This window comes from Escherichia coli (assembly GCF_036503815.1).
GTDB lineage: Bacteria > Pseudomonadota > Gammaproteobacteria > Enterobacterales > Enterobacteriaceae > Escherichia > Escherichia coli_F.
This window is the reverse complement of the sequence record NZ_AP027764.1, coordinates 3,506,523-3,518,805: the sequence shown is the minus strand read 5'-3', so window position 1 is coordinate 3,518,805 and position 12,283 is coordinate 3,506,523. Positions and strand designations below refer to the sequence as shown.

At 52.8% G+C, this 12,283-nt stretch carries 9 protein-coding genes and 1 pseudogene; 6 read left to right on the top strand and 4 right to left on the bottom strand.

Annotated features, from left to right (window positions below; all coding sequences use genetic code 11):
- The first annotated feature begins 48 nt into the window (after window positions 1-48).
- The gene (hokE, locus tag AABJ99_RS16940; RefSeq protein ID WP_000956467.1) at window positions 49-201 is read left to right on the top strand and encodes a type I toxin-antitoxin system toxin HokE; all 153 of its coding nucleotides are present in this window, start codon (window positions 49-51) and stop codon (window positions 199-201) included.
- Window positions 202-393: 192 nt separating this feature from the next.
- Here hokE (AABJ99_RS16940) and AABJ99_RS16935 read toward each other — a convergent pair whose 3' ends face one another.
- Together AABJ99_RS16935 and hokE (AABJ99_RS16930) are read right to left on the bottom strand one after the other, a co-directional pair.
- Window positions 394-1,506 (bottom strand): IS4-like element IS421 family transposase, encoded by a 1,113-nt coding sequence (locus AABJ99_RS16935; protein ID WP_001300563.1) that lies wholly within the window; start codon window positions 1,504-1,506, stop codon window positions 394-396.
- 76 nt (window positions 1,507-1,582) lie between these two features.
- Window positions 1,583-1,735 carry a type I toxin-antitoxin system toxin HokE gene (gene hokE / locus AABJ99_RS16930; RefSeq protein WP_000956467.1) on the bottom strand — a complete coding sequence of 51 codons (153 nt, stop codon included), beginning with the start codon at window positions 1,733-1,735 and terminating at the stop codon, window positions 1,583-1,585.
- Between hokE (AABJ99_RS16930) and AABJ99_RS16925 the strand changes: the two are divergent.
- Window positions 1,704-1,977 (top strand): annotated as a pseudogene (locus tag AABJ99_RS16925) (hypothetical protein). The gene hokE (AABJ99_RS16930) and the pseudogene AABJ99_RS16925 sit on opposite strands and share 32 nt — an antisense overlap.
- Before the next feature lie 151 nt (window positions 1,978-2,128).
- A complete protein-coding gene (locus AABJ99_RS16920) occupies window positions 2,129-3,241 on the top strand; it encodes an IS4-like element IS421 family transposase (RefSeq protein WP_001300563.1) in 1,113 nt (370 codons plus the stop codon).
- Window positions 3,242-3,522: 281 nt separating this feature from the next.
- On the opposite strand, the gene entD is transcribed toward AABJ99_RS16920, so the two are convergent.
- Together entD and fepA are read right to left on the bottom strand one after the other, a co-directional pair.
- Window positions 3,523-4,143 carry an enterobactin synthase subunit EntD gene (gene entD / locus AABJ99_RS16915; protein WP_077782396.1) on the bottom strand — a complete coding sequence of 207 codons (621 nt, stop codon included), beginning with the start codon at window positions 4,141-4,143 and terminating at the stop codon, window positions 3,523-3,525.
- A gap of 174 nt (window positions 4,144-4,317) precedes the next feature.
- A complete protein-coding gene (gene fepA, locus AABJ99_RS16905; RefSeq protein WP_039021058.1) occupies window positions 4,318-6,558 on the bottom strand; it encodes a siderophore enterobactin receptor FepA in 2,241 nt (746 codons plus the stop codon).
- A gap of 242 nt (window positions 6,559-6,800) precedes the next feature.
- On the opposite strand from fepA, the gene fes reads away from it, so the two are divergent.
- From fes to entF, 3 genes are read left to right on the top strand one after another with little or no spacing between them, the layout of a single operon-like run.
- Window positions 6,801-8,003 carry an enterochelin esterase gene (fes, locus tag AABJ99_RS16900; protein ID WP_322281909.1) on the top strand — a complete coding sequence of 401 codons (1,203 nt, stop codon included), beginning with the start codon at window positions 6,801-6,803 and terminating at the stop codon, window positions 8,001-8,003.
- A 2-nt stretch (window positions 8,004-8,005) separates the two neighbouring features.
- On the top strand, window positions 8,006-8,224 hold the full coding sequence (gene ybdZ, locus AABJ99_RS16895; protein ID WP_000885808.1) for an MbtH family protein: 219 nt from the start codon (window positions 8,006-8,008) through the stop codon (window positions 8,222-8,224).
- A complete protein-coding gene (entF, locus tag AABJ99_RS16890; protein WP_338387386.1) occupies window positions 8,221-12,102 on the top strand; it encodes an enterobactin non-ribosomal peptide synthetase EntF in 3,882 nt (1,293 codons plus the stop codon). Before ybdZ ends, entF begins: the two co-directional genes overlap by 4 nt.
- Window positions 12,103-12,283: the final 181 nt, after the last annotated feature.

Below are 12,283 nucleotides of genomic sequence, written 5' to 3'. Positions count from 1 at the left end.
TCAACAACTCGGATGGTAGTCCCTTCTTCGCATGGAGGCAATATAAACATGCTGACGAAATATGCCCTTGTGGCGGTCATAGTGCTGTGTTTGACAGTGCTGGGATTTACGCTTCTGGTCGGCGACTCGCTGTGTGAGTTCACCGTAAAGGAACGTAATATTGAGTTCAGGGCTGTTCTCGCTTACGAACCGAAGAAGTAGCCGTTGTGCGGGGAGCAATCCCATAAGCGCTAACTTAAGGGTTGAACCATCTGAAGAATGCGACGCCTCGGTGCCTCGTTAAGACGATGCCTCGCGTTCTTCAATTGCGTTTTGTAGGCTGTCAGGGATACTGTCCCACGAATGGCCACCTGTAAGCTCCAGATGACCATTTTTGTTATTCTCCACAACGAGTTAGTTCTTCTTTTCGGATCCGGCACTTCTGGGGGGGAAATCCAGCGATGGCTGGATTATGTCGTCAATTAAAAATGCGGCGAGTAGATTAGCAAATATCCACGCTTTCGCGAGTTCAGGTTCCTTTGCACGCAAAGCATCCAGGTGCAGCAAACTTTTGAGCCGCTTAAAAGCCAGTTCAATTTGCCATCGCAGACGGTAACAATCAGCCACTTGCTCTGCTGAATATTCATCTTCCGGTAATGATGTTAGCAATAGCACATGGCCCGCTGCTTCCAGCGTTTCCGCCTGAACTACTCGTCCTTTTCGACGATTCTCGCTGAGCAGTCGGGTTTTACTGATTAATGCTTTTTCGGGAGGAAGTGATACGGCAATGAGACGTGCCGGAAAGGGAGCTCCGGCTTTTTTATTACCTGAATTGCCTATCATTACAGTGGTTTCACCGTTCTTACCGCAATCCAGCCCGCGCAGAAAACCCATCATGTCAAAGCGCATTCCTTCTGCAGTTAACCAGCGCAATCCTCGCCAGTGAACCCGGACGATATAATCAGCTTCTCCAAAAGCAAGTGAGCGGATACATTCGGGACGCGAACCGAATCCCCGGTCAGCAATGCGTATCTCGTCTGCCGTTTGCGCAAATCGGTCCAGCCGTTCAGCGTCTCTGCTGTCGGTTAGCTCAAAATCAGTGAACTGACAGGTATGAGGATCATATCCCATATGTAGTCGCCATTCAGCGCTGCCGCCCCCGGGCGCACTGATTGCTGTTCCATCGACAAGACGCAATCTCTTTCCGCTTGTACAACCCGTAACTGCGGCGCGTACAGCAAGTGTTTGTGCGGCAAGTATGCCAAACCAGTCGGCGGCATTCCGCAGCCGCTTCAGGAGAGCCACGTCAGATAATGTTGCAACGTCATGGAGCTGAGCCCATGCAGTGACTTCACGTAATGACATCCCCCCGGGGCCGTAAGCCAGCCCCAGACGTAGCAGAGTTGCAGCATCACGAATTTCGCGGCGGCGGGTTAGAGCCCCGGCATTACGTGCCGAAGTATCCAGTTCTTCGGGCTTACCAATATGGGCCAGAATTGCTGACCAGTTATCGTGAGAGTAATTCATCGGCACGTTAAATCATATCAGGCGTAATACCACAACCCTTAAGTTAGCGCTTATGGGATTGCTCCCCGCACAACGGCTACTTCTTCGGTTCGTAAGCGAGAACAGCCCTGAACTCAATATTACGTTCCTTTACGGTGAACTCACACAGCGAGTCGCCGACCAGAAGCGTAAATCCCAGCACTGTCAAACACAGCACTATGACCGCCACAAGGGCATATTTCGTCAGCATGTTTATATTGCCTCCATGCGAAGAAGGGACTACCATCCAAATTGTCTGGTTTGGAGTGGCGGCCCCAGGGTTGATAGAAATATCTCCTGGGGCTTCATCTTTCCAGACCTCAGAGTTAACCTGAAACCGGAAAGCTTCAGGCACCCGCCGTTATCTTACCCTTCCTTAGCAAAATGGCTGTTTATTTATACAGTAAATCCTGTTCCGGACTTTTCATTGGTATTATCGCCCATGCCAGTTAAACGAAATCGCCCGCAGCCATTGCTGACCGCGGGCGAAAATGTAAAGCAGGTGCCTTACCATCCTGACCTGACAACCGGATATGCGGGGATTGCTCCCATAAGCGCTAACTTAAGGGTTGTGGTATTACGCCTGATATGATTTAACGTGCCGATGAATTACTCTCACGATAACTGGTCAGCAATTCTGGCCCATATTGGTAAGCCCGAAGAACTGGATACTTCGGCACGTAATGCCGGGGCTCTAACCCGCCGCCGCGAAATTCGTGATGCTGCAACTCTGCTACGTCTGGGGCTGGCTTACGGCCCCGGGGGGATGTCATTACGTGAAGTCACTGCATGGGCTCAGCTCCATGACGTTGCAACATTATCTGACGTGGCTCTCCTGAAGCGGCTGCGGAATGCCGCCGACTGGTTTGGCATACTTGCCGCACAAACACTTGCTGTACGCGCCGCAGTTACGGGTTGTACAAGCGGAAAGAGATTGCGTCTTGTCGATGGAACAGCAATCAGTGCGCCCGGGGGCGGCAGCGCTGAATGGCGACTACATATGGGATATGATCCTCATACCTGTCAGTTCACTGATTTTGAGCTAACCGACAGCAGAGACGCTGAACGGCTGGACCGATTTGCGCAAACGGCAGACGAGATACGCATTGCTGACCGGGGATTCGGTTCGCGTCCCGAATGTATCCGCTCACTTGCTTTTGGAGAAGCTGATTATATCGTCCGGGTTCACTGGCGAGGATTGCGCTGGTTAACTGCAGAAGGAATGCGCTTTGACATGATGGGTTTTCTGCGCGGGCTGGATTGCGGTAAGAACGGTGAAACCACTGTAATGATAGGCAATTCAGGTAATAAAAAAGCCGGAGCTCCCTTTCCGGCACGTCTCATTGCCGTATCACTTCCTCCCGAAAAAGCATTAATCAGTAAAACCCGACTGCTCAGCGAGAATCGTCGAAAAGGACGAGTAGTTCAGGCGGAAACGCTGGAAGCAGCGGGCCATGTGCTATTGCTAACATCATTACCGGAAGATGAATATTCAGCAGAGCAAGTGGCTGATTGTTACCGTCTGCGATGGCAAATTGAACTGGCTTTTAAGCGGCTCAAAAGTTTGCTGCACCTGGATGCTTTGCGTGCAAAGGAACCTGAACTCGCGAAAGCGTGGATATTTGCTAATCTACTCGCCGCATTTTTAATTGACGACATAATCCAGCCATCGCTGGATTTCCCCCCCAGAAGTGCCGGATCCGAAAAGAAGAACTAACTCGTTGTGGAGAATAACAAAAATGGTCATCTGGAGCTTACAGGTGGCCATTCGTGGGACAGTATCCCTGACAGCCTACAAAACGCAATTGAAGAACGCGAGGCATCGTCTTAACGAGGCACCGAGGCGTCGCATTCTTCAGATGGTTCAACCCTTAAGTTAGCGCTTATGGGAGCAATCCCCGCATATCCGGTTGTCAGGTCAGGATGGTAAGGCACCTGCTTTACACTTTCGCCCGTGGTCAGTGATGGCTGCGGGCGAATCGTACCAGATGTTGTCAATTAATCGTGTTGGCACAGCGTTATGACTATTTTTTCTTTTATCTGCCAGTGCACAGCAAACTGCTCATTCTCACGATGAATGATGATCTGCTGTTTATTCCAGCTAATTATCTGATAATCCAGAAAACCTTGAGCGGCCTGTATCTTGCTTGCCTTAAATGCGCTCTCTTTGGCGGAAAATGCCAGTGTCAGCGCCAGATAAAAGGTTAAACCGCATTCTGCGAGTCGCTCGTGTTCTGCTGGTGTAATAATGTTGTCTGTCAATTCTCTTGCGGTTTGTACAGAGAAAATCTCTTCGATATCAATGCCAATCGGTTGACGAGATACCACGGCTAATGCCGTAGTCCCGCAGTGGCTAATACTGCCGTATACCTCCGCAGGCCACACAGGTTGGCGTAGCTCGCCGATTGCGGGCACACATTTATAGCCATATTCCCGCAAGGCGTAAACAGCAGCGATCCGTCCGGCTAAATGCTCTGTTTTACGTTTACGTCCAGCGTGTTGCAGTTGTGCGTAGTGTGGCAGCCAGAGTAAATCCTGCTCGCGAAAACTCACTGGATCGAACTCAACAAAATGCAGCGTATGTCCGGCAAAGGGGAGGGAGGTATGCGTAGTTTTCATGTCGACCATATTAGAGACTGATGACAAACGCAAAACTGCCTGATGCGCTACGCTTATCAGGCCTACACTATCCTGCAATATATTGAATTGGCAAGATTTTTGTAGGCCGGATAAGGCGTTCACGCCGCATCCGGCATGAACGACGCGCACTTTGTCAACAATCTGACGTTAGCATCAGAAGTGAGTGTTTACGCTCATATACCATGTACGTCCCGGCTCGTTATAGGTATACGCCCCGGCACCCGCGATATAGTTGGCTCCTGCCAAATCGCCCGTGGTCTGGGCATTACCCGCACGCCACAAACGCTTGTCGAACAGGTTGTCCACGCCGCCGGTCAGACTGACATTCTTCGTCACATCCCAGGTCGCGCTCAGGCCCACAATGCTGTACGGACTGATTTCTTTGGTTTCCGGTCCAACCGCTGGCTGACCTTTATAGTTGTACTTCTTCGGCTGCTGCTTGCCGTACCAGGTGAAGGTCGTTTGCATCGACAAATCTTCCCGTGCCTGCCAGCTCAGCGTTGAGTTCAACGTATACTCCGGGATGATCGATAAACGGTCGCCCGTAGTTTTGTTTTCACTCTTCAGCATATAAGTGATGTTATTGGTCCACATCACCGTTTCGCTAACCGGCACATTTAACGATCCTTCCAGACCTTCAACCACCGCTTTCGGCACGTTATCCCACTGATAGAGATCGGTGCCGACTGCGTTTTGCCCTACAGCTACATAGCCCGCTTCAATCTTATTGCGATAATCGTTACGGAACCAGGTGACGCCCGCCAGCCAGCCGTCGCGTTTGAACTCCAGACCAATCTCTTTGTTGATGCTGGTTTCCGCTTTCAGGTCATCATTACCTTGCAAATAGCAGCCGCCCGCGCTGGCATAGCAGCCCTGACCTTTACTGTAGAGAATGTAGTTTGGGTTAGTCTGGTACAGACTCGGCGCTTTATAAGCACGGGCAATACCCATTTTCAGCGTGAAGTCATCGCCTAAACCTTGCGATATATTCAGCGCCGGACTCCAGTTATTGCCGACAATGCTGTGATGATCGAAACGCAGCCCCGGCGTTACGATGGTGCTGTCAGTCAGCTCCATGTTGTTTTCGGCAAATAGCGAGAAAATTTCTGCCTTTGAATATGGGCTACGGTCAGTGGCACTTACACCATCAATAGCACCGCCGGTATTCGTTCCGGTCAGCGCCTGGGTGTTGGAACTTAAGTCCTTCATCCGCTGCTGATTCCACTCAGTCCCCAGCGTCAGCGTCTGGTTAACGAGGAAATCAATCGGCAGGTTAACTTCACTGTGCAACATCACGTCATCAAGATCGATATCGACGAAATCTTGTGTCGCTTTTTCGTTAAATTTCCCTTCGGTGCCGCCCGCCAAACCTTCCGGTATACGCGAGTTACGGGTGTGTTCGTACTGCACCCAATTGCTGGTGGTCACGCCATTATCCCAGCCACCGTTCCAGGTCAGCGAGTAGTTCTGGCGATACAGGCGGTTGGTTTCATCGCCATATTTCGAGCGCGTATAGGAATCGGAGTTGGTGTTTTGGGTATCACCTGCATACAGGTTACCCTGGCGGCTGTAGCCCGCTTCAAGTTCGAGTGATTGCATAGGGGCGAAGTCCCAACGCACCACGCCATTGATATCTTTGTTGATCACCCCTTCGCGCCCGGCTGGTAACGTCGTGGCATACGTTCCGGCACGAGCTGACTGATGGCCCTGGTTAATATCCCACGCATCAGCCTGAGTTTTGTCGAGGTTGCCATATAAACGGAAGCTGAATTGGTCGCCCAGCGGACCGGTCAAGCTGAAATTGGTGCGTTTGGTGGCACCTTCCTCTTTATGCTCTGGCGCATTGAAATAAGCATCCCAGGAGCCGTGCCACTCGCCGCTGCCTTTTTTGGTAATGATGTTAACCACGCCGCCCGCCGCGCCGTTGCCATAACGCGCAGCTGCCGGACCACGCAGAACTTCAATACGTTCAATCATTTCAGGCGGCACCCAGGAGGTATCACCACGGGTATCACGCTCGCCACGCCAGCCCTGACGCACCGAGTTACGGCTGCTGACAGGCTTACCGTCAATCAAAATCAGCGTGTTTTCCGGACCCATGCCGCGAATATCAATCTGGCGGTTATTACCACGCTGACCACTAGTGGAGTTACCTGTCAGGTTAACGCCAGGCATGGTACGAATGATCTCCGATACATCGCGGGCAACCGGGTTTTTGCGGATTTCATCTGCGGTGATGGTCGAAACGCCTGGCGCCTGCAAGTTCTGCTCGGCGGCGGTAACGACAATAGTATCGTCATGTGAAACAGGAGTATCGGTTGGCTCTTGTGCCTGCGCTACCCCATAAATCCCCAGATTGACCAACAAGGCCAGGGAATGAATCTTCTTGTTCATTGTTTTATTCCTGCATTTTTGCCACGAATTGCAACTGTCGGGCGTAGTCGTCATCAATACGACGTATCCCGCTACCGCGAAAACCTTTGATCCTGAAAGACACGCAGTGCAGTTGGTTAATTAATGTCCGCGCTTCCCACGGCGCGCCATTACGCTATTGCAAATGCAAATAGTTATCAATAATATTATCAATATATTTCTGCAATCAATGAAAAATTGCACAGTAAACATGGGGTTATGGTGTGACGGCGTTAAAAGTAGGAAGTGAGAGCTGGTGGCAGTCGAAACATGGCCCGGAATGTCAGCGTCTGAATGACGAAATGTATCAGGTCACTTTCTGGTGGCGTGATCCACAAGGTTCTGAAGACCACTCGACGATAAAGCGCGTATGGGTCTATATCACTGGCGTGACCGATCACCATCAGAACAGCCAGCCCCAGTCGATGCAGCGAATTGCAGGGACCGATGTCTGGCAGTGGACGACACAACTCAATGCCAACTGGCGCGGCAGCTACTGTTTTATTCCTACCGAACGTGATGACATTTTTTCTGCACCATCACCTGATCGCCTCGTATTGCGCGAAGGCTGGCGAAAACTATTACCCCAGGCGATAGCCGATCCGCTAAATCCACAAAGCTGGAAAGGCGGGCGAGGGCACGCTGTTTCTGCACTCGAAATGCCGCAAGCACCCCTGCAACCGGGATGGGATTGTCCGCAAGCGCCAGAAACGCCTGCCAAAGAAATTATCTGGAAAAGTGAACGGTTGAAAAATTCACGCCGTGTATGGATTTTTACCACCGGCGATGCAACAGCAGAAGAACGTCCGCTGGCAGTTTTACTTGATGGCGAATTTTGGGCGCAGAGTATGCCCGTCTGGCCTGCGCTGACTTCTCTGACCCATCGTCAGCAACTTCCTCCCGCCGTGTACGTGTTGATCGACGCTATCGACACCACGCAACGTGCCCACGAACTGCCATGTAATGCGGATTTCTGGCTGGCAGTACAGCAAGAGTTATTACCCCAGGTGAAAACTATCGCCCCCTTTAGCGATCGCGCCGATCGCACCGTGGTCGCAGGGCAGAGTTTTGGTGGGCTTTCCGCGCTGTATGCCGGACTGCACTGGCCTGAACGCTTTGGCTGTGTATTAAGCCAGTCGGGATCGTACTGGTGGCCGCATCGGGGCGGGCAGCAAGAGGGCGTGTTACTTGAACAGCTCAAAGCTGGTGAAGTTAGCGCCGAAGGTCTGCGCATTGTGCTGGAAGCGGGTATTCGCGAGCCGATGATCATGCGGGCCAATCAGGCGCTGTATGCGCAATTAACCCCCCTAAAAGAATCCATTTTCTGGCGTCAGGTTGACGGCGGACATGATGCGCTTTGTTGGCGCGGTGGCTTGATGCAGGGGCTAATCGACCTCTGGCAACCACTTTTCCATGACAGGAGTTGAATATGGCATTCAGTAATCCCTTCGATGATCCGCAGGGCGTGTTTTACATTTTACGCAATGCGCAGGGGCAATTCAGTCTGTGGCCGCAACAGTGCGCCTTACCGGCAGGCTGGGATGTTGTGTGTCAGCCGCAGTCACAGGCGTCCTGCCAGCAGTGGCTGGACGCCCACTGGCGTACTCTGACACCGGCGAATTTCATCCAGCAGCAGGAGGCGCAATGAGCCAGCATTTACCTTTAGTTGCCGCACAGCCCGGCATCTGGATGGCAGAAAAACTGTCGGATTTACCCTCCGCCTGGAGCGTGGCGCATTACGTTGAGTTAACCGGAGATGTTGATGCGCCATTACTGGCTCGCGCGGTGGTTGCCGGATTAGCGCAAGCAGATACGCTGCGGATGCGTTTTACGGAAGATAACGGCGAAGTCTGGCAATGGGTCGATGATGCGCTGACGTTCGAACTGCCAGAAATTATCGATTTGCGAACCAACATTGATCCGCACGGTACTGCGCAGGCATTAATGCAGGCGGATTTGCAACAAGATCTGCGCGTCGATAGCGGTAAGCCTCTGGTTTTTCATCAACTGATACAGGTGGCAGATAACCGCTGGTACTGGTATCAGCGTTACCACCATTTGCTGGTCGATGGCTTCAGTTTCCCGGTCATTACCCGCCAGATCGCCAACATTTACTGTGCATGGGGGTGTGGCGAACCAACGCCTGCTTCGCCGTTTACGCCTTTCGCTGAGGTAGTGGAAGAGTACCAGCAGTACCGCGAAAGCGAAGCCTGGCAGCGTGATGCGGCATTCTGGGCGGAACAGCGTCGTCAACTACCACCGCCCGCGTCACTTTCTCCAGCCCCTTTACCGGGGCGCAGCGCCTCGGCAGATATTTTGCGTCTGAAACTGGAATTTAACGGCGGGGAATTCCGTCAGTTGGCTACGCAACTTTCAGGTGTACAACGTACCGATATAGCCCTTGCGCTGGCGGCTTTGTGGCTGGGGCGATTGTGCAACCACATGGACTATGCCGCCGGATTTATCTTTATGCGTCGACTGGGCTCAGCTGCGCTGACGGCTACCGGACCTGTGCTCAACGTGTTGCCGTTGGGTATTCATATTGAGGCACAAGAAACATTGCCGCAACTGGCAGCCCGACTAGCGGCACAACTGAAAAAAATGCGTCGTCATCAACGTTACGATGCCGAACAAATTGTCCGTGACAGCGGGCGCGCGGCGGGAGAGGAACCGCTGTTCGGTCCGGTGCTCAATATTAAAGTATTTGATTATCAGTTAGATATTCCGGGGGTACAGGCGCAAACCCATACCCTGGCAACCGGTCCGGTTAATGACCTTGAACTGGCCCTTTTCCCGGATGAAAACGGTGATTTGAGTATTGAGATCCTCGCCAATAAACAGCGTTACGATGAGCCAACGTTAATCAAGCATGCTGAACGGCTGAAAATGCTGACGGCGCAGTTTGCCGCGGATCCGGCGCGGTTGTGCGGCGATGTCGATATTATGCTGCCAGAAGAGTATGCACAGCTGGCGCAGATCAACGCCACTCAGGTTGAGATTCCAGAAACCACACTGAGCGCGCTGGTGGCAGAACAGGCGGCAAAAACGCCGGATGCTCCGGCACTGGCAGATGTGCGTTACCAGTTCAGTTATCGGGAAATGCGCGAGCAGGTGGTGGCGCTGGCGAATCTGCTGCGTGAGCGCGGCGTTAAACCTGGCGACAGCGTAGCGGTGGCACTACCGCGCTCGGTCTTTTTGACTATGGCGCTACATGCGATAGTTGAAGCAGGTGCGGCCTGGCTACCGCTGGATACGGGCTATCCGGACGATCGCCTGAAAATGATGCTGGAAGATGCGCGTCCGTCGCTGTTAATCACCACCGATGATCAACTGCCGCGCTTTAGCGATATCCCCAATTTAACCAGTCTTTGCTATAACGCCCCGCTTACACCGCAGGGCATTGCGCCGCTGCAACTTTCACAACCGCACCACACGGCTTATATCATCTTTACCTCCGGTTCCACCGGCAGGCCGAAAGGGGTGATGGTCGGGCAGACCGCTATCGTTAACCGCCTGTTATGGATGCAAAACCACTACCCGCTCACAGGCGAAGATGTTGTTGCCCAAAAAACGCCGTGCAGTTTTGATGTCTCGGTGTGGGAGTTTTTCTGGCCGTTTATTGCCGGGGCGAAACTGGTGATGGCTGAACCGGAAGCGCACCGCGATCCGCTCGCTATGCAGCAATTCTTTGCTGAATATGGCGTAACGACCACGCATTTTGTACCGTCGATGCTGGCGGCGTTTGTTGCTTCGTTGACGCCGGAAACCGCTCGCCAGAGTTGCGCGACGTTGAAACAGGTTTTCTGTAGCGGAGAAGCCTTACCAGCCGATTTATGTCGCGAATGGCAGCAGTTAACCGGCGCGCCGTTACATAATCTTTATGGCCCGACGGAAGCAGCGGTGGATGTGAGCTGGTATCCAGCCTTTGGTGCTGAACTTGCAGCGGTACGCGGCAGCAGTGTGCCGATTGGCTACCCGGTGTGGAACACGGGCCTGCGCATTCTCGATGCGATGATGCATCCGGTGCCGCCGGGTGTGGCAGGCGATCTCTATCTCACCGGTATTCAACTGGCGCAGGGGTATCTTGGACGACCCGATCTGACAGCCAGCCGCTTTATTGCCGATCCTTTCGCGCCAGGTGAACGCATGTACCGTACCGGAGATGTTGCCCGCTGGCTGGATAACGGCGCGGTGGAGTATCTCGGGCGTAGTGATGATCAGCTAAAAATTCGTGGTCAGCGGATTGAACTGGGCGAAATCGATCGCGTGATGCAGGCGCTGCCGGATGTCGAGCAAGCAGTTACCCACGCTTGTGTGATTAATCAGGCGGCAGCCACCGGGGGGGATGCGCGTCAACTGGTGGGCTATCTGGTGTCGCAATCGGGTCTGCCGCTGGATACCAGCGCATTGCAGGCGCAGCTTCGCGAAAAATTGCCTCCGCATATGGTGCCCGTGGTTCTGCTGCAACTGCCACAGTTACCACTTAGCGCCAACGGTAAGCTGGATCGTAAAGCCTTACCGTTGCCGGAACTGAAGGCACAAGTGCCGGGGCGTGCGCCGAAAATGGGCAGTGAAACGATGATCGCCGCGGCGTTCTCGTCATTGCTGGGTTGTGACGTGCAGGATGCTGACGCTGATTTCTTCGCGCTTGGCGGTCATTCGCTACTGGCAATGAAACTGGCAGCACAACTCAGTCGACAGTTTGCCCGTCAGGTGACGCCGGGGCAGGTGATGGTCGCGTCAACCGTTGCCAAACTGGCAACGGTTATTGATGGTGAAGAAGACAGCAGCCAGCGCATGGGATTTGAAACCATCCTGCCGTTGCGTGAAGGTAATGGCCCGACGCTGTTTTGTTTCCATCCAGCATCTGGTTTTGCCTGGCAGTTTAGCGTGCTCTCGCGTTATCTCGATCCTCAATGGTCGATTATTGGCATCCAGTCTCCGCGCCCTCATGGCCCCATGCAGACGGCGGCAAACCTGGATGAAGTCTGCGAAGCGCATCTGGCAACGTTACTTGAACAACAACCGCACGGCCCTTATTACCTGCTGGGGTATTCGCTGGGCGGTACGCTGGCGCAGGGGATTGCGGCACGGCTGCGTGCGCGTGGCGAACAGGTGGCATTTCTTGGCTTGCTGGATACCTGGCCGCCAGAAACGCAGAACTGGCAGGAAAAAGAAGCTAATGGTCTGGACCCGGAAGTGTTGGCGGAGATTAACCGCGAACGTGAAGCTTTCCTGGCGGCACAGCAGGGAAATACTTCAACGGAGCTGTTTACCACCATTGAAGGCAACTACGCTGATGCAGTGCGCTTGTTGACCACTGCCCATAGTGTTCCGTTTGATGGAAAAGCGACGCTGTTTGTTGCCGAACGCACGCTTCAGGAGGGGATGACTCCCGAACGGGCCTGGGCACCATGGATTGCGGAGCTGGATATCTATCGTCATGATTGCGCGCATGTGGATATTATCTCGCCGATGGCGTTTGAAAAAATAGGGCCAATTATTCGTGCGGCGCTAAATAAGTAAATTTATATTATCTATAAACCCATAATTACAATAAATGATTATGGGTTTATTATTTATTTAATTTATCAATTTAACGGATATTTCTCTGAAATAGAGTGAATGTTGCATTCAGTGGGAGGAATTTACAAACTTCAGCTTCGGATAATTCTCACCAACTGGTAAAGTGAGCGCCGTGGAGATT